This window comes from Microvirga sesbaniae (assembly GCF_025460805.1).
GTDB classification, from domain to species: Bacteria; Pseudomonadota; Alphaproteobacteria; order Rhizobiales; family Beijerinckiaceae; genus Microvirga; species Microvirga sesbaniae.
Window position 1 is genome coordinate 1 of sequence record NZ_JAMXFJ010000038.1, and the last position, 17134, is coordinate 17134.

The window sequence follows — 17134 nt, forward strand, 5'->3', positions numbered from 1 at the left end:
CTGTTGCCTGGTCCTCTGTAGAAACACGGGCATAGCCGATTAGGTTGGCTTTAGGAGGGGAGGGGGCCTTCATCGCCGGAGAAACCTCGGAGCTCGCTTCAGGCTCAATTAAACGGACCGAGCTTATGCCTTACTTGAACGGATTTACGATGGTCAGACTGTCCTGAACCCGCTGGCCGTCTTGTAGGTCCTCCGAAAAGAGGGTCTCGCAGCCGGCACTCACGGCTGCGGCGACAATCAGGCTGTCATAGATCGAGAAGCCGTAGCGCTTCATGACGTTGAGCGCCACATCATGGGTATCGGTGGTGATCGGCTCGACCGCGCAAAAGTGCCGTACTCCAGCCAAGACCTCTCGGACCTCGTCGAGATCCATCTTGAGCTTTCGAGTCATGACGCTCACGACCTCGTTCAAGACTTGAACACTTACTGTGCCTCCCGAAGCCAGGAGAGCCTCGGCCCGATCGGCTTTGGCCGCATCCTCAGACAGCAGATACAAGATGACATTGGTGTCGAAAAAGGTCTTACCGCTCATTGGCCTCAAGCCGATCGAACTTGAACCCAGTGGGGAGGCGGCCACGGAAGCGCCGCAGGCGTGCGAGGGTCTCGGCTGCATCAGGGGCTTTTGAGACCTCGAAGGAGCGCGATCCAGCAACGATGATTTCGATATCGTCGCCTTCCTTCAGGTTCAACGCGTCGACGACGGCTGAGGGAAGGCGGACAGCAAGGGAGTTCCCCCACTTGGCGACCTGCATGATATCCTCCATGATATACGAAATGTTAGATGTATATCTAATTCGTGAGGTGCAGCGAAGCAAGACCAGTGCAGCCTATCAAACCACTAATCAGAGATAACTGTTGTACAATGTCTGCGGATAGCCGCATCTGGCCGTTTGGGATTGTTGCTGCGGCCGATCTCATGGCGTGACGAGGAGGGGAGGGGGCTGACCAAAACAAGCAGAAATGCCTTGAAAGTTAAGGCTCTGGCAGTTCCCTTAGGGAATGCGAGGCTCTCGCCGGCCTTCTCGGCCGAGATGCCGATAAGCGGCAGTTATCGATACCTAAACCGCAACGCTAATCCCCCGATGCCAAACTGTAGTCAACTCCTACTTAGCTTCACTAATTCTCAGATTTATCCTTTTATTCAACATTTTATATGGTGTATAAACTGGTAGTGGCGGGGTAACAGGGCAGTTTAGGGGCGTGGCCTCAAGCTGCCCGGAAAACGAGTTCGGCTCACCCCAGTTCGATCCAGTCGGTCGCAAGATAAGCGAAGAACGACAGCCCGAGCGTGTGGCAGGTCGTTCACAGGTCCAGAGGCACGCCTTACGTCATACGGCCAAGTTCCAACGACAGTAGTGACAACGGGAAGACCACCTAGCACTCGCATCTCACGTGCCCGACAGGCAGGCCGAGCGGGAGCACACAGGGACGTGTGTGAGCCGGCAAGAAAGCAGCGTCGCTCCGCTCCATGGCCTGCGGAGCAGGACGCCCTACCTCCCCGCATACATGTCACCCCTGCGAGTTCGGCGATGACAGCTTCCGCTCACATCTACCTAGACCTCGTACGCAGAGCACTGAACCTCGCTGGCGAGGAGCTTCGAGGTCACCGGGTCATTGGTGAGATCATGATTCATGAGCGATGCGTCATCCTGGTCCGCTACAGCTGGGCCGACGATGGCACCCGCATCGAGGCAGACATTGCCCTCGAGGGCAGGGGCGGGATTGTCCGGCAAGTGGTCGTGGGCGCAGGACGAAGTGTCGGGCTCCCCAACGATTGGGTCGAGGACATCCTGCCCGCCGCCTTTGATCACGGACCGTCCGCGGCGGCTGGGTTCCCGACGGGAATGTACCCGTCCTGGGAGCGCCCTGGGCTTCGGGTTCTCGCTGCGCCAGCCAGCCTGCTTGTTCCGATGACATTCCTCGCCTCGCTTCGCCTGAGAGACGACATCGGCTACGACGATCTTGAACCTGCCATCCGGATCGCGGCTCAGGCCGGCATCAAGAGTGCCAAGAGGCTGAAGCGCCTCGTCGCTCCTTACCTGGAGAGAAGAGTCAACGAGGACGGCGAGATAGCCCGGACCATTGAGAGGAGGCTGTCCCAGTTCGACTATGCACTTGATCGTTTTGGCTGCGGGTTGGTGTTGAACGCGACCCCGAAGTCCCTGGCCGATGTCGCCGCACTGGCGGGGGAGGATGGCGACTGCTTTGGACTTGCCGCGGGCGAGTTCCAGCAGGCGTTCTATCTGGAGAAGGACAAGGCAGCCCAACAGGCTATGCTCGATCCGGTGCCCATCTCGACCGGAGAGCCGAGGGATAATGCCTGGCTCGGAGCGGTCGGCGAGCACCTGGCCCAGCGCTGGGGGCTCGAGGTGCCGCCCTGGACCAAAGAGGCGGCCTTCATGGGCGGACAGAGGCCGTACTTCTGGCCAGACGAGACGCTGGCGCGCGACATTCAGATCATCGAGACGCCTCCGGCCTTTCGGAGACGGCTGCTGTTCACCTATGCGGAGCCGCTCATGAACGCGAAGTTCCCCAATGACCGAAAGGTCAGGATGCCGTTCTGGCATTAAGGCAGCCTTATCTGGAGTTATCGCCTGGAGATGCAGCTGCTCGGTGGGTTTGGCAGAGCCCATTGCGTGAGCACCCTTGAGCCCCGGAGTGAGGGTCTTTGAACCGTGGCAGGAGCCCTCCACCATCGACCGCTCCTGACACACCTGGTTCTGGGAGGTCCCTGCCACGTCAAGCCTTGTCGAGGGGCCGGCGCGTCTTCGGCTCGACGACGACGCTGGGCGGCACAGCCTCCGATCCCGTCTCGACCAGACGCTGCAGGTCACCCCGCGACACGGCGTCGGCTGTCGCAGCCGGAGTGGCGCGCTGGATGCCATGGGTCGCCGGCCGCCGCGCCGTGTCGGCCGCCGCTTTCTCGTCCTTGACCTCCGAGAGCGTCGCTGGAGCAATGAGGCCGAGACCAACCGCGTGCTCGGCCATCGCCAGACTGTCGGCCGCCAGCACCAGACTGCTTCCCGCCCCCGCCACCACCTTGGCGAGATCCTCGATCTCCCTGATCCTTTTGGGATCCCGCGAGACATTGCGGATGTAGACCGCCAGCACCCGGCCGGGATGCTCGTCAACGATCTGGCGGTAGATCTCAGGATCATGCTGCCCGCTGTCGCCGATCAGCACGAAGGGCAGGTCACGGTAGAGCGCCAGCATGTTGTGGATCAGCTCACGCTTGTGGTCCTCGGCCTTGCGGGGCAGCGGGCTGGTCCACGAGACACCCCATTCGCGCAGGAACAGAATTGGGCCAACGGGAATGCCATGCCGGTCAAAGAATTCCTCCAGCACCTCATAGATGCCCCAAGGCGCCCGCGAGACATAGAGCATGGGGTTCTGCTGATGGCCTGAGGTGCCGGCGTGCAGGGCCCGGTACAAGGCACCGACCCCAGGAAAAGCCACTCGGCTCTTGGCATCTTCGACGAACAAGCGCCAGAGCATCCTGAGCTTGTTGGCGACCCCTGTGTACATGATGGTGTCATCGATGTCGCTGATGACCACGTACCGGCAGCTGGCCGGCGGGATGAAGATCTGCGCTTGCGCCTGAACCGCCTGAGGCTGCTCCAGGGCCAGATCCATCGGGTGCCATAGACGATCGTCCTGGGGTGGCACGGCAGGGGCGAGATGGACCCGGAAGTAGCCATCCTGGTCGGTGGTGAAGGGTTCCTCCGCGCCGTAGAACCGGGCTGTCCCGTCCGCATTGGGAACGGCGCGGCGGGCGATGCGCCGGCCGATATCGCGCAGATCAGCGAGGAGCGGGGCTCGTCGGGTCTCTGAGGACGGTTTCGACTGGCGGAACACCCGGCCGATCAGGAACACCTCAGTGGGGGAACCATACCCACGGTAGGGCTGGAGGACCACCCCGCTCTCGCCTTGCGCCTCACGCACAGGCCGAGCGATGAGGCCCGAGATCCGGGTAAATGCCCTCAACCAGGGTTTCGCCGTGCCCATGCCGCTCATGGCGTTCGCTTTGTTCCTCTGTCTTGTCCCCCAATGAAGCAGGACCCGGGAAAGATCCTTGGACGGGCATGTGCGTTGAGGAATAGCCGCCTTTGGATCGCTTGGGCTCAGGCAGGGAAGAACGTCTGCAACGCGCCCGCGAGCCGACCTTCACACGGTCGCGCTTAAAGACCCAAGTCGACCCGTTGCAGGCATTCATAATGTTTGATCGTTGGTCAGCAGGCCGCGAAGCGAAATCATTGAAGTGTCGTCCTGCGGTGTATCTCAGTTGTGTCTCGATCAACTTACTTGCTCACGGGCCGATCTGATGGCGACCGGGCTGTTCTCGTCTTCAACTTGCGCAGAACGGACTTGATGTGCTCCTTGACGGCAGCCTCGTCGATCTTCAACAGATCCGCAACGGTAGACGGGCTTTGGCCGGTCGCCAGATGCGTGATGATCTCAGTTTCCCTCGGCGACATGCCCGGGGAGGCAGAGCATCGGTTTTCGTTCGCTGCCTCCGGATGGAAGAACCGAGATGGACTGTACGCGGCTTCAATGATGCTGCCGGATGGTTCCCTCCGGCGCCGAATGATCTTTGCGGTCATCGCGGCTGCCCCCTTGCAACGGATTAACCCTGTAAGCTGTTTAGCGGATCGGCCGGGGAAATACTTTGCAGTTTGCCTCAAGCTTTGCGCCGTTTATCTCACGCGCGGGATCAAAGGAGGTAGGGCCGATCAGACCCGAAGATATTGGATCCACTCGGCCAGAACTGGCTGGCCAGATCCATTCGAGCCAGGCTGGAGATGTTTGATTGTCCGATGAGCCGAGGCGCCCTCGGCTCGGGCTTCCCGGGGCGACATATCGAACATTCCGCGGAACGTCCGGCTGAAGGCGGTTTCACTGTTGAAGCCCCACGAGTAGGCGATATCCGCAATGGAGCGATGAGCATGGGCTGATGACGTGATCTCGCTGAAGCACCGGAGCATCCGTCGTGCCCGTATGAACGCCGCTAATCCACCCAATGGCTCGAACATTCGGCCGAGTGTGGCCCTTGACAGGCGGAACTCGCGGCCGATGCTGTCCACCGTCAGCAATGGATCTGCCAGATTGTTGTCGATATAGCGCTTGATCGTCAGGATCAGTGCAGCGCGTTTGGCGATCGTTGTTATCTCATGAGCGTCGGCCGCAGGGCCGAAACAGGCAGCGACAAGGCTAGCCGTCGCATTAGAGATACGAGCCCCATCCTCTGAACTGAGAGAGCCTGCCGCCTGATAGACGGTGCTCAGATAGGTGGCGAGCAGGTGGCCGAGAGAGGACTGACCTGAGAGCACAAGGCCATGGAGCCCGTCGGGATTCCTCACCAGAGGCTCCAATACCGATCGCGGGACCACGAGACTGAGGTTCTGAAAGGTCTCCGCCCGGGTATGCATTGTCCGGGACAGATCAAGGATGCTGAGATCGCCAGGACGGACATGGACCGTTCGGCCCTCTGCATCTCCCGCGTAGCCGCCTACGGGATAAAGCTGCACGAGGTAATGATCGACGCCGCTGCGCGCGATCGTCACCGGGGTGCGGCGAAACTCTTGCCCACTCGCTGCCACGCTTCCGAGGAGCAACGGACCAAAGTGGTAACTGTCGATTTTGACCCGGAACGATGCGACGGCTTGTGTATCTGCGACCGCTACGTCAAACAGCGGCGAGACAATGTTGCGCCATATCCAGTATGCCTCCTCCGGCGCGGACACCAGGGATCCTTCGAAAGAAAAAGACGGCAGACTTGGCATAGATCGAAAGGCACCCCAGAGCTCGTTCTCATTCAGGGAAGAGCCTAGGAGAAGTCTAACGGAGCACTACTGAAAGTCGAGATCTTATCAAATTCAAGATGAACATCTTGTTACTTCGCCGTCTAACCTTTGCGCTCCGTCGGAAATATGTGGGAGGCCCGGAGCTGCCACTAACCGTTTGTTCTTCCCTTGCTTCGCTTTGCCAGATTAAGAAATGGCACCTGAGACAGATCCGCCAAGTGACCCAGCCTTCGCTGCGCCCTTGAGCCTTCTAAAGTCACAGATCAAACGTCGCCTTATGGCATCGGGCTGACCTTAGCCTTAGTTCCTCACTGATGGGATGATCGGACGTTCGTTCAGGCCATGGTACTACCGAGCTTGCCCCCCATGACGCCGTTCAGTGCGGCTTGTTTGTTGAAGACAAGTAACGCCCGGACCAGCCCTGGGCCGCAAGCCATCAGCCGCAGTCGAGGATTATCCATTTTAGCCGCTCCAGTCTGATTGCTCTTTCGTCGCCTGGAGCAGAGCCTCAAGGGAGTTGGAGGAGCCCGCTTCGGGAGGTCAACCTTTCCTGTTAGGATTATGACTTGATCGCGGCTCCGGCGAACCCCCGGATGGACGCCTGCCGGACGCGACGGAGGGAACTCGGGCCTGACCGGGCGCCATCGGGAGGCGGGCGTAACAACTGCCCGAGCCGGAGGGGGGTCTGACGAAACGTCGGGCAATGGACCGCGGGCGTGGAAAGGATCGGGATGGCGGCGCGGGAGCGAACCTATTGGTGCGTAGGAGGTCCGTGCGACGGCATGCTTCACACCGTGGGCGACGAGCAGCGGATCTGCCTGTCACCCCGGCACGATGAGGCACTGCCGGCTTCTCCAGACAGGATCTCGGCTCCATCGAGCGAGGCCGCCGACGATGACGTGCGGCGGCTTCTGGCGCCTGACGGCAGGTGGCACGAGTTCCTGGTGCCGTCGGCCTGGACAAGCATGCAAGCGACAGTCTGGCTTAATCGCCGCCGCTGAGCGACTTTCCGCATGCCGCCAATCTTCTTCTCCACGCAGGCAAAGAGGGACGATGATGCAGTACCTGCGCGCACTTCTATTCCTGTTCGGGAGTTTCATAGCACCGTCGATCGCACCGGCTGCCGCCCAGATCACTGGTAATCGCGAACTCGTCATCGCTACCAAGGAAGCGGCGCCCTTCGCCATGAAGGCGGCTGACGGCTCGTGGTTCGGCATCAGCATCGACCTGTGGCGAAGGGTCGGCGACCAGTTGCAACTCCGGTACAGGTTCGTTGAGGAGCCGACGGTGCCCGGGCTGCTGCACGGGACGGCCGAGGGCAAGTACGACGCGGCGGTCGCGGCCCTGACCATCACAGCCGAGCGGGAACGATTGCTCGATTTCAGCCAGCCGTTCTATCTCAGCGGCCTAGGGATTGCGGTGCCGTCGGCCCGCCCCTCGGCTTGGCAGTTGATCATCGATACGGTCGGATCGTTCGGCTTCGTCCAGGCCATCCTGGCCTTGGTGGGCCTTGCCGTGGGCATCGGTCTGCTGATCTGGCTGTTCGAGCGCCGCCACAACGAGGATTTCGGGGGTGGGGCCGTCAAGGGGCTTGGCACCAGCATCTGGTGGTCGGCCGAGACCATGACCCAGGCAAGCACGGGCTATCTCGCGCCGAGGACACTGCCCGGGCGCATCTTGGCCATCGTGTGGATGGCTGCCTCCGTCGTGGCGCTTGCGGTCTTCACCGCGAGCGTGACGTCGACGCTCACAACGCGCAAGCTCCAGGGGCTTGTGTCCGGGGTGAATGATCTGACGGCGGTCAGGGTCGGGGTCGTGGTAGGTTCGGCGACCACGGCATTCCTCGACGAGCGCCGGATCGGCTACCAGACCTTTGCCACTCCCCAGGATGGTCTTGGGGCACTCAAAGGAGGCACGCTGGATGCCTTCGTGTACGACAAGCCATTGCTGGCCTGGATCGTGAGGGAGCAGTTCGCGTCCTCCGCGGAGATACTGGAGATCTCCTTCGACGCGCAGATGTACGGCATCGCACTGCCCCCCGGCAGTCCCCTGCGCGAGGCTGTCGATGTCGCCATGCTAGAGACGATCCAGGGCGCCTGGTGGCGCCAGACGCTCTTTCGCTATCTCGGCGAACGGTAGGGCGGGCGGCGGAGCGATGCCGAGCGGCAGGCCGCCGCAGACACGCTAGCCGAAGAGCACGGGAACGACTTATCGTGAAGATCACCTTGTACCAACGGGCGTTTGCAGGCCATTCCGGCCGAACACACCGACGCTGTGGAGGCCGGCGGACACGACGAACGACATCGCCGCCTTGGTGGCAGCCGCCTGGGTTCAGGGTGATGCCGGAGGCCTCGCCAACGGCCGGGCGCGGATCGTGCTCTGATCGAGTTCGTACTGGGCGACATCGAGTTGGGCTCCCAAGAGGTCGAGTTCGACCTGACGGTGCTCAAGCTCGTCTGGCCCGCGCCGCCCGGCACCGCTTCCCGGCCAAGACCACCGGCCCCGACGGTTATTCTAAGCCTCGGGAAAACAGTCACCCTTCGATGCACGATTGTCACCCAGCGCATATGGATGGAGCGGGGAATGTCGTCTTCTGGCAGATTGCGTTGACAAAGTCGGCATCCAGACGGGCTGGGACAGCGATTCAGCTTGCCTTGTTGAGGCTAAGACTGTGGTGAGGTGTATCCTGCGGACCTTCTCAAGCCTCTTGGGTCATCTGAGGCCCTGTCGGCAGAACCAGCTTGGCGAGTTTCCTCAGGTTCTGAGCGGTGGCGGCCAGCAGGATCTCGTCTTGAGCCCCGCACGGAGCGCGCAGCCGCAGACGTCCCATCTTCAGGATCCGCTTGATATGGGCAAACAGCATCTCGATGCGCTTGCGGCCCTGACGTGACCGCTCAAAGGCTGGCGTGCCAGCCAGCGCTCGCGTGACCTCTCTTGCGTGCTCATAGATGCTGCGTGTGATCCTGCGGGCCGGCGTGTTGGGACAGCAACGCTCCTTGAGCGGACACGGGCCACAGTCAAAGGTGCTGCCCAGGTAGAGCCGGTTCGTTCCTTCATTCACGATCCGACCGCTGGTCGTCAGCGTCTTGCCCTCAGGACAGATGTAGGTGTCCGCCTCAGGGTCGTAGCTGAATTCAGATCGTGAGAAGGTGCCGTCCTGGCGCTCGGAGTTGTCGATCACCGGAACATGCGGCTCGATCTTCTGCTCGTCCACGAGCCAGTGCAGCATCTCGGCCGAGCCGTAGGCACTTTCACCCGCCAGCCGCTCGGGCTTGAGGCCAAAGCGCTCGGCCGCGCGCTCCAGCATGGTGCGGGCAGCACCCACCTCGGGCCTGCCGCACCGCCCGGGAAGCCTCCACGTCCACGATCACCGCTGACTTGAGGTCGATGAGGTAATTGTCGGCATAAGCAAAGAACGCGGGTCCGCGCATGGCGTCGGTCCACTGAGCCGCTGGATCAGATAGTGAGACAAACTTCGGCTCAACGTCTGTTGCTGCACCCCAAGCGACTTCGTCGAGGGTGGCGAGGTACTCGCGCACCGCCAGCGGCGCGGCATCGGTATGGTCCTGGTCCATCCATTCGGCGCCTGCCAGGGAGCGCTGCTTGTTGGCCTCGGCCTGGATCAGGCTGGCATCGACCGCAAAGCCTTCACCACCCACCAGCCCCTCGTCCAGGCAGCGCTGCACCACCGCTTCGAACAGGTGACGGAACAGTTCAGACTTCCGAAAGCGCCCGTGCCGGTTCTTGGAAAAGGTGGAATGGTCGGGCACCTTGCCTTCCAGCCCGAGACGGTAGAACCAGCGGTAGGCCAGGTTGAGGTGCACCTCCTTGCACAGCCGCCGCTCGGAGCGGAGGCCCAGGCAGTAGCCGATCAGCAGCATGCGGATCATCAGCTCGAGATCAACGGAGGGTCGGCCGGTGGCACTGTTGTAGCCGGCCAGACGCTGGCGCAGCCCGGAGCAGTCGACGAAGCGGTCGATGCGCCTCAGCAGGTGATCGGAGGGAACATGATCCTCAAGCCGGAACTCGTAGAACAGGCTCTCCTGCATCACCAGACGCTCGCCCATCATGGCTCGATCCTCCGCTGAGAATGCCTCATCAGGGAATCACAATCCGCCTTCAATCACGAGGACTTTTTCAGCGGAAGCGGCACATCCCGGAAGTGGAGCGAATGTCCGCTCAGGACGGGAATACCGGATGCTTATGAAGGGCAGAGAATTACGTAAGATTTTCACTTCAGCACCGTTCACGGCATACATTGGGCTGAACATTGACATCGGCGGTGTCCTTAAGGTGCCTAGTCTATGGTCTATAGGTACTTGGCTCTGGTGTCTGGGTGTGAGAGGTAGAGCTCAGCTAATGATTGCCATGACGCAATAAGAGACAAGATGACCATCTCGATCCGTTTGGCACAGAAGACCGATGCACCGCCGATTGCACGGCTGCATTTTCATACGTGGCGGGAGACCTATCAAGGTCTTGCTCCGCAGGCTGCATTTGACGCGGTAACGGAGGAGGTCAGGCTCGCCCGATGGCAGGGCTTGCTTGCGAGGGAAGGGTGCGAGCAGACAATCTTGATTGCAGAGGTCGATGGGCAACTGGCGGGCTTTGGGATGGCGGGATCAGCCTCGCACGAGATCTTTCAGAGCCGAGCCGAAATCAAGTTCCTCTATGTGGGAACTGCGTTCAAGCGTCGGGGCGTCGGCCGCGACCTCCTGCTTCACCTCGCGCGCCACATGATGAAAGCCGGATACAGTGGTGTGGGGCTTGGAGTCGTTGTGGGGAACAATCCGGCCATTGCGTTCTATGAAGGGATGGGCGGCACAAGGGCAGGGAACTACACCGATCCCGGTCCTGTCTGGCGCTCCGAAAACCGCCTGTATGTCTGGGACGACCTTCCGGTGCTAATGGCGCAGGAGGCGAAGAGGAGTTCTTGAATGCGCAAAAGTATGCGACGCCGGGCTCTTCTCGTGCCGTCGACCGAGACAGTTGACGGGCTCACGCGACGATGCATGAGCCCGTCTTCTTGTTTAGTCTTTGCCCTGATTGATCGTGATGGGTGTCAGCCTGTTCGCTTGAAGGCTGTATTTCTTCACGATCTCGTCATAGATGCCTTTCTGCTGAAGGCGCTCAAGTCCTTCCTTGATGGCATCGCGCAACTGGGTTTCCGTCTTGAGCACCGGTATGCCAGAAAGGGAAACCGTGAAAGCCTCGCCGATGAGCACGTAAGTGTTGGGCTCCTGCGACTGGAAGTACGGCAGTGTCTCGTTGCCCTGAACGGCTGCATCGAGGCGTTGCGTCCTCAACTGCGTTCGAGCGTCCGCAGATCCCTCGGTGCCGATGGCCTCGATGGAGGGCTTTCCCTTCGCTACACAGTTGGCTTGGCTCCATTCGCCGATTTGGCGGGGCCAATTGGTGGAGCGGCTCGCACCGACTTTCTTACCGCACAGATCCTCGGGTGTCTTGATGGTCGCTGCCATGGCGGGCGAGGTGTAGAACTGCGCGCCTGATTTCATGTAGTCAACGAAATCTACGATGTCCCGACGGGCTGGAAGATCGCTCATGCCGGCAAGTGCGATGTCGACCCGGCCGGTCTGAAGCGACGGGATCATCTGAGCAAATGCGATTTCCTGCCACTCGACTTCAACGCCGAGTTCCTTCGCGAGAGCCTCGCCCAGATCGATATCAAGTCCCGAGAGCTTATTCGTGGACGGATCCTTGAAGGTGATCGGCGCGTAGTTCGGCATCGTCGCAACGACGATTTTGCCAGCCTTCTTGATCCGATCTGGAAGTTCCGCCGCGTGGGACGGAGCCGCGAAGCCCAATGCGAGTACGCTCGCTAGCAAACCTGCTGTCAGTTTCATTCTCGTCGGTCCTTTCCTGGGGAACATTTATCAAGCGAGTACTGCCGCGATGAAATCGCGCGTTCTCTGTTGTTTCGGGTGCATCAGCACCTCTTGCGGCGAGCCCCGTTCCACAATGGCCCCCCGATCCATGAAGACGACTTCATTTGCGACCTCGCGCGCAAATCCAAGTTCATGTGTCACGACAATCATCGTCATGCCCGAGCGGGCCAGATCTCTCATAACAGCTAGGACTTCGCCAACTAGCTCCGGGTCGAGCGCCGAGGTCGGCTCGTCGAACAGCATCAGCTTAGGCTTCATTGCGAGTGCACGGGCAATCGCCACACGCTGCTGCTGACCACCAGAGAGTTCCGACGGATAGGCATCCCGCTTTGCTGAAAGCCCCACGCGCTCCAATAGCGCCATGGCTTCTTCGATGACTTCGCTGCGACGGCGCTTTTGCACCGTCATTGGACCCTCAATGATGTTCTCAAGCACCGTCATATGCTGAAACAGATTGAAGCGCTGGAAAACCATGCCACTCGTCAGGCGCTGGCGTGAAATTTCTGCGTCGGTCAGTTCATATAGCTTGTGGCCGATACGGCGATAACCGACGAGTTCGCCATCTACCCAGATGGCCCCGGAGTCGATGCGTTCCAGTTGGTTGATGCAGCGAAGAAGGGTACTCTTACCCGATCCTGATGGCCCGACTATACAGAGTACTTGGCCAGCGGCAATCTCGATTGACACACTGTCGAGCGCCAGAACGGAGCCGAACGTTTTGCGCACATCGGCTGCAATGACGATAGGCATCATGGCTCAACCCTCAACCACCGGACGTGTAACCCGACGAGACCGGCGGCCCGATCCCTTGGCGAAATAGCGTTCGAGGAAATGCTGAGCAATGCTCAGGATCGTCACGATGATCAGATACCAGCCGGCAGACACGATCAGGAGTTCGATCACGCGGGCATTGGCAAAGTAGATCGTCTGCGCGTTCCGCAGCACCTCGGCGAAGCCTATCACGCTCGCGATGGAAGTGAGCTTTACCATGCTGATCACCTCGTTGCCGACCGGCGGAATGATGACCCGCATGGCCTGCGGAAGAACGATGCGGCGTAGGGTCGTCAGGCGCGTCATGCCGATAGCCTTGGCAGCCTCCGTCTGGCCCGCATCGACCGACAGGATTCCTGAACGTACAACCTCCGCTGTGTATGCGCCTTGATTGATGCCGAGACCCAGCAGCGTCGCCATAAATGGCGTCATCACGTCGACCATGCGGGCCTCAAACAGGCCCGGGATTCCGATGCGCGGGAACACCAGAGCGAGATTGAACCAGATCAGAAGCTGAAGAAGGAGCGGCGTGCCGCGAAAGAACCAGATGTAGAAGACCGCGACGGCCTTCAGAACCGGGTTGGGCGACATCACCATAATGGCGAACAGGACGCCGAGCCCTATGCCTAGAGCCATAGCGCAAGCGGTCATAATGATCGTGTTGCCAAGACCGCTAATGATCGATTGGGCCGTGAAGAACTGACCAACCACGGCCCAGTCGATCTGTCCTTCAGCGAATGCCTTTACCACATAGGCGAAAGCCGCGAGGATCAGGGCACTAGCAATCCAGCGTCCGTAATGGCGGCGGGGCACATGAGTCAGATGCGCGATTGAAGGATCGAAGCGTTCGGTCTTGGCCATACCCGTCGAGGATGATGCGGTAGTGCTACTCATTCCGGTTCTTCCCATTCGTGCCTGTTCAGATCCGCGGACCATCATAGCGCATCACCCATTCGCGCTGTGTGTCGAAATCCGAACGCAGGCGAGCAAGCTGTTCGGCCACCCGGAGTGGAGCCGTTCCGCCATAGCCGTCACGGGCCCCAATGGCAGCATCGGGCGTCAGGCTCGCCATAAGGGCCGGGTTCAAGCGCGGGTCCACGACCGCCAGATCCTCTGGCCTCAGATCCTCAAGGCCGATATTACGGTCCTCGCAATATCGTACCAGCCGACCGGTGATCTCGTGTGCCTCCGAAAAAGGAACCCCCTGGCGAGCGAGCCAGTCGGCCACTTCGGTAGCAAGCGTGAAGCCATCCGTTGCCTGACGACGCATTTCGTGTGCATTGACCTGCATAGTTCGAACCATTCCGGCCATGGCTGGAAGCACGAGGGCCAAGGAATCGACCGCCTCGAATGCGGCCCGCTTGTCTTCCACGAGATCGCGATTGTAGGCGAAGGGCAACCCCTTGAGTGTGGTCAGCATCGTGCCGACGCCGCCTATGAGGCGTGCCGCGCGACCTCGGGTCAACTCCGCAATATCGGCGTTCTTTTTCTGCGGCATGATGGACGAGCCGGTCGCATAAGCATCGTCGAGCGCGATCCAGCGGAATTGGCGCGAGGACCATAGGAATATTTCCTCAGATAGGCGGGACAGGTTCACACCGCTCATCGCGGTGATGAACAGGAATTCCGTCACATGATCGCGGCTGCCAACTGCATCGATGGAGTTTTCGCAGGGAGCATCGTAACCGAGTTCATGGGCGGAGAGTTCGGGCGATTTGGCAATGGCCGATCCCGCGAGCGCCGCGGCTCCGAGCGGGGAGCGTGCTGCCCGCCGATCCCAATCCTGCAGGCGGTCGATGTCACGGGCGAAGCCTTGGGCGTGCGCAAGGAGTTGGTGTGCAAAACTCACCGGCTGCGCGGGCTGAAGATGTGTGAAGCCCGGGGCGATGGTCTCAAGGTGCCGTTCGGCCTGAAGCGCAAGGGCTTCCTGCAGGCCCAACAGGTCGATGACGATGCGACGGGCCTGATCCCGGAGATAGAGTTTGAGATCGTTGGCCGCCTGATCGTTGCGCGAGCGTCCGGCCCTGAGCTTGCCGCCGAGCGGCCCGAGCCTTTCGATGAGCGTACGCTCCAGGAAGGTGTGCACATCCTCGTCATGCTCGGATGGAATGAGGGTTCCAGCGGCGATCTCGATCTTGAGAGCCCTAAGGGCCGTTTCGATCGTTTCGCCTTCGTCCTGGGTGAGCAGTTTGGCCCTAACAAGCTCCCGCGCATGGGAGAAGGAGGCAGCGAGATCATAAGCAGCTAGGCGGAAATGGCTGGCATCGGAGCGTGAGAGAGCCATGAGCTCTGGGGAAGGGCCTGAGCGGAAGCGTGAGGCCCACAGAACGTTGGTCGATGTCATGCAACTTTCCTTTTGCTTTGGTGTCCCAAGGGAACCCATGGCTGGCAATTGAAAATTCGTTTCCTTGATATTCTATTTTGGAATAGTAGGAGCCTGTTCCGCTTCTCTCCTCTGAACTCAGGCCCATGACGATCCAGCGCCTCCCAGGCTCCCTGACTGCCCTCCGTGTCCTTCTTGCCGTTGCCGAACACGGCACGGCCTCAGCTGCCGCCACGGCTGTCAACCTGACGCAAAGCGCGGTGAGCAAACATTTGCGAGGCTTGGAGGAGGCATTGGGAATTTCCCTGTTCGCCCGCGGCAGCCGCGGCCTCGTTCCGACAGAGGCTGGGCGGGTCTATGTGAAACATGTTCGCCGTGCCCTGGCAGAGCTTGAGACGGGCAGCGCACAGGTCTCTGCTCTCAGGGCCTCGCCCTGGTCAGTCCGGCTCCATGTTTTGCCGATCATTGGCGATCGCTGGCTCGTTCCGCGCTTTTCCCGGTTCGCGCAGCTCCATCCTGAGATCGACGTGCAATTCACGACTTTTGTGACGGCCGACACAGCGGAGGCGGCCGATGGGGTATTCCGATTTGGGGAGGGTGTATGGCCCGGGCATCGAGGAAATTACCTTTTCGGCCGCGACGTCGCTCTGGTTGGCGCGGCATCCTTCGTTGCACGCCTAGGCAGCATCGAGGCGGCAGAGGATGTGCGCCGCTATACCGTACTGGATCATTTCCAAACGCCCCTGCGCTGGAGCGAGTTTGCCGAGGCACATGGGTTGGACGACTTCACGCCGGTGCACACGATACGGTTCGGGTTCTATTCACTGGTCATTCGAGCGGCGATCTCCGGCCAAGGCCTCGCTTTGGTTCCCCGCCGGCTCGTGCAGGAGGAGCTTGAGACTGGACGCTTGGTCAATCCGGCTGGGCTCGGCTTCAAAAGCCGCAACGCCTATTGGTTTACGACGCCCGAGGATCGCCCCATGCGCCCTGGCCTGGAGGCATTTCGGAAATGGCTGCTGGAAGAGGTACAGACGTCCCCATGATGGAGGGCGGCTAAAAGCTATTTTCGTAACAGCAAACGGGCCGATCGCGCATTTTCGGAAAGCGCGTCGGCACAGCGCGAGGTAGTACTTGCTACGAGACTGATAACAAACGCCCGCTTTGGGGCGAGAGCATCGGCGGTCAGCTGCCCACTTCGCACGGGCCGCTCATGGCACGAGGCGGACCTTGGCCGTATTTCCGCAGTCGTAAGGCAAGCGAACCTCCAAGTGGCTACGCTTAAGAGCAGGATGTGCCTCACAGGAGACCTTTCCGACTCGCAGGCATGCGCTGAGCGGTCCGGCGTTCCGTAGTTCCCATTCAGCGAACAGTCTTTCGATCACCTATAAGAATGTCTCTTCCTCCCGCCAATGGGGAAGCGTGGGGCCTTATCCTGCCCATAATCCGGTGCAGGGAAGGGGCAAATCACAGTGACGAAGCCATGCGAGCCGTGGCGTCGGAGGTGGACATGACGATCAACTTCACGAGGCTTTTCGTCTTCGGGGACAGCATCTCTGATGCGGGACGGCTGCCGGAGCCGTTCCGGCCTGATCCGCCCTATGTTGATGGTCGCTTCACCAACGGCCTCGTCTATGCCCAGACCCTGCCTCAGGAACTCAGCGTTGCCTCCAACAACTACGCTTATGGCGGCGCAAAGGCTCTTTCGTCGGGGCCGGAGCAGGTCCTCATCGGTCTCGACGCTCAGATCACGGAATTCGAGGTCGGCTATCTTTTCGGCGGACCGAGAGACAGCGCTGCCGCGATCTTCATCGGCGGCAATGACTACCACGACGCCGATCCGAACGATGCGGCCGTGCGGCTCGCACGAAAAGGTGTCGAGGACCTCGTCCTCTTCAACCTGCCGCTCTCCTTACAAACGCCTCGTGGGATTGCTCTCCCCGAGGCCGAGCGGGCAGCCGAGGACGCGATGATCGCGGCCCACAATGCCGGTCTGCGGCAACTCGCGGCCACCTACAACGGGGCCGGCGTGCCGACGACGATCATCGACGTCGACCGCCTCACCCGCGAGGCCCATGGCGACCTGGAGACCTTCGGCCTGAAGGTGTTCGACATTCCTCTCTATACCCTCGACCGAAACAACAGTCCCGTTCCGACCGGGATCACGAGCCAAGCCGATCCCGACGAGGTCGCCTACTTTGACCCGGTTCACCCTTCGGCGGCCAGTCACGGCATTCTCCGAGGCCAATCTGCGTGCCGATCGTGTCACGTTTCACGGCGGTGCTGCCGATAAGGTCGCAGGCATCTCTGGAGCGGACTTGGTGATGGCGGGTGGC

At 60.6% G+C, this 17134-nt stretch carries 14 protein-coding genes and 1 pseudogene; 5 read left to right on the forward strand and 10 right to left on the reverse strand.

The features are described 5' to 3' along the window. Nucleotides 1-130 precede the first annotated feature (130 nt). The gene (locus OCW50_RS27630) at nucleotides 131-532 is read right to left on the reverse strand and encodes a PIN domain-containing protein (protein ID WP_262299808.1); all 402 of its coding nucleotides are present in this window, start codon (nucleotides 530-532) and stop codon (nucleotides 131-133) included. Further along, complete coding sequence (locus OCW50_RS27635) at nucleotides 522-752, reverse strand: AbrB/MazE/SpoVT family DNA-binding domain-containing protein (RefSeq protein WP_262299809.1); 231 nt, start codon at nucleotides 750-752, stop codon at nucleotides 522-524. The genes OCW50_RS27630 and OCW50_RS27635 overlap by 11 nt, the downstream gene beginning before the upstream one ends. 873 nt (nucleotides 753-1625) lie before the next feature. Here OCW50_RS27635 and OCW50_RS27640 point away from each other — a divergent pair. Further along, nucleotides 1626-2570, forward strand: coding sequence for a hypothetical protein (locus OCW50_RS27640; RefSeq protein WP_262299810.1), 945 nt, complete (start codon nucleotides 1626-1628; stop codon nucleotides 2568-2570). A gap of 169 nt (nucleotides 2571-2739) precedes the next feature. Here the strand turns inward: OCW50_RS27640 and OCW50_RS27645 are convergent, their stop codons facing one another. The 3 genes from OCW50_RS27645 to OCW50_RS27655 all read right to left on the reverse strand — a co-directional run bounded on the left by OCW50_RS27645 (nucleotide 2740) and on the right by OCW50_RS27655 (nucleotide 5741). Then, nucleotides 2740-4014 (reverse strand): App1 family protein phosphatidate phosphatase, encoded by a 1275-nt coding sequence (locus tag OCW50_RS27645; protein ID WP_262299811.1) that lies wholly within the window; start codon nucleotides 4012-4014, stop codon nucleotides 2740-2742. A 284-nt stretch (nucleotides 4015-4298) separates the two neighbouring features. Beyond that, on the reverse strand, nucleotides 4299-4601 hold the full coding sequence (locus tag OCW50_RS27650; RefSeq protein WP_262299812.1) for a LuxR C-terminal-related transcriptional regulator: 303 nt from the start codon (nucleotides 4599-4601) through the stop codon (nucleotides 4299-4301). Between the two features lie 129 nt (nucleotides 4602-4730). Next, nucleotides 4731-5741: a helix-turn-helix domain-containing protein gene (locus tag OCW50_RS27655; protein WP_262299813.1), complete on the reverse strand. Its 1011-nt coding sequence runs from the start codon at nucleotides 5739-5741 to the stop codon at nucleotides 4731-4733. A gap of 1116 nt (nucleotides 5742-6857) precedes the next feature. On the opposite strand from OCW50_RS27655, the gene OCW50_RS27660 reads away from it, so the two are divergent. After that, nucleotides 6858-7940, forward strand: a complete 1083-nt coding sequence (locus tag OCW50_RS27660; protein WP_262299814.1) for a transporter substrate-binding domain-containing protein — start codon at nucleotides 6858-6860, stop codon at nucleotides 7938-7940. Between the two features lie 559 nt (nucleotides 7941-8499). Here the strand turns inward: OCW50_RS27660 and OCW50_RS27665 are convergent. Then, nucleotides 8500-9871, reverse strand: a pseudogene (locus OCW50_RS27665) (IS1182 family transposase). A 318-nt stretch (nucleotides 9872-10189) separates the two neighbouring features. Here OCW50_RS27665 and OCW50_RS27670 point away from each other — a divergent pair. Beyond that, the gene (locus tag OCW50_RS27670) at nucleotides 10190-10738 is read left to right on the forward strand and encodes a GNAT family N-acetyltransferase (protein ID WP_262299815.1); all 549 of its coding nucleotides are present in this window, start codon (nucleotides 10190-10192) and stop codon (nucleotides 10736-10738) included. Nucleotides 10739-10831: 93 nt separating this feature from the next. Here OCW50_RS27670 and OCW50_RS27675 read toward each other — a convergent pair whose 3' ends face one another. From OCW50_RS27675 to argH, 4 genes are read right to left on the reverse strand one after another with little or no spacing between them, the layout of a single operon-like run. Next, entirely contained in the window at nucleotides 10832-11665 is an 834-nt protein-coding gene (locus OCW50_RS27675) for an ABC transporter substrate-binding protein (RefSeq protein WP_262299816.1), read from the reverse strand. A gap of 30 nt (nucleotides 11666-11695) precedes the next feature. Continuing rightward, nucleotides 11696-12460, reverse strand: coding sequence for an amino acid ABC transporter ATP-binding protein (locus OCW50_RS27680; protein WP_262299817.1), 765 nt, complete (start codon nucleotides 12458-12460; stop codon nucleotides 11696-11698). A gap of 3 nt (nucleotides 12461-12463) precedes the next feature. Continuing rightward, a complete protein-coding gene (locus tag OCW50_RS27685) occupies nucleotides 12464-13339 on the reverse strand; it encodes an amino acid ABC transporter permease (protein WP_262273280.1) in 876 nt (291 codons plus the stop codon). A gap of 58 nt (nucleotides 13340-13397) precedes the next feature. Next, complete coding sequence (gene argH, locus OCW50_RS27690; protein WP_315974485.1) at nucleotides 13398-14861, reverse strand: argininosuccinate lyase; 1464 nt, start codon at nucleotides 14859-14861, stop codon at nucleotides 13398-13400. Nucleotides 14862-14947: 86 nt separating this feature from the next. Here argH and OCW50_RS27695 point away from each other — a divergent pair, with 86 nt between their 5' ends. Together OCW50_RS27695 and OCW50_RS27700 are read left to right on the forward strand one after the other, a co-directional pair. After that, nucleotides 14948-15844 (forward strand): LysR substrate-binding domain-containing protein, encoded by an 897-nt coding sequence (locus OCW50_RS27695; RefSeq protein ID WP_262299819.1) that lies wholly within the window; start codon nucleotides 14948-14950, stop codon nucleotides 15842-15844. A gap of 464 nt (nucleotides 15845-16308) precedes the next feature. Then, nucleotides 16309-17091: an SGNH/GDSL hydrolase family protein gene (locus OCW50_RS27700; RefSeq protein WP_262299820.1), complete on the forward strand. Its 783-nt coding sequence runs from the start codon at nucleotides 16309-16311 to the stop codon at nucleotides 17089-17091. Nucleotides 17092-17134: the final 43 nt, after the last annotated feature.

What these genes read in the sequence shown, in the direction of transcription:
- OCW50_RS27670 (WP_262299815.1), top strand. Translation starts at nt 10,190, where the DNA reads ATGACCATCTCGATCCGTTTGGCACAGAAGACCGATGCACCGCCGATT.
- OCW50_RS27680 (WP_262299817.1), bottom strand. Translation starts at nt 12,460, where the DNA reads ATGATGCCTATCGTCATTGCAGCCGATGTGCGCAAAACGTTCGGCTCC.
- OCW50_RS27635 (WP_262299809.1), bottom strand. Translation starts at nt 752, where the DNA reads ATGCAGGTCGCCAAGTGGGGGAACTCCCTTGCTGTCCGCCTTCCCTCA.
- OCW50_RS27650 (WP_262299812.1), bottom strand. Translation starts at nt 4,601, where the DNA reads ATGACCGCAAAGATCATTCGGCGCCGGAGGGAACCATCCGGCAGCATC.
- OCW50_RS27700 (WP_262299820.1), top strand. Translation starts at nt 16,309, where the DNA reads ATGACGATCAACTTCACGAGGCTTTTCGTCTTCGGGGACAGCATCTCT.
- OCW50_RS27630 (WP_262299808.1), bottom strand. Translation starts at nt 532, where the DNA reads ATGAGCGGTAAGACCTTTTTCGACACCAATGTCATCTTGTATCTGCTG.
- OCW50_RS27645 (WP_262299811.1), bottom strand. Translation starts at nt 4,014, where the DNA reads ATGAGCGGCATGGGCACGGCGAAACCCTGGTTGAGGGCATTTACCCGG.
- OCW50_RS27695 (WP_262299819.1), top strand. Translation starts at nt 14,948, where the DNA reads ATGACGATCCAGCGCCTCCCAGGCTCCCTGACTGCCCTCCGTGTCCTT.
- OCW50_RS27685 (WP_262273280.1), bottom strand. Translation starts at nt 13,339, where the DNA reads ATGGCCAAGACCGAACGCTTCGATCCTTCAATCGCGCATCTGACTCAT.
- OCW50_RS27675 (WP_262299816.1), bottom strand. Translation starts at nt 11,665, where the DNA reads ATGAAACTGACAGCAGGTTTGCTAGCGAGCGTACTCGCATTGGGCTTC.
- argH (WP_315974485.1), bottom strand. Translation starts at nt 14,861, where the DNA reads ATGGGTTCCCTTGGGACACCAAAGCAAAAGGAAAGTTGCATGACATCG.
- OCW50_RS27640 (WP_262299810.1), top strand. Translation starts at nt 1,626, where the DNA reads ATGATTCATGAGCGATGCGTCATCCTGGTCCGCTACAGCTGGGCCGAC.
- OCW50_RS27660 (WP_262299814.1), top strand. Translation starts at nt 6,858, where the DNA reads ATGCAGTACCTGCGCGCACTTCTATTCCTGTTCGGGAGTTTCATAGCA.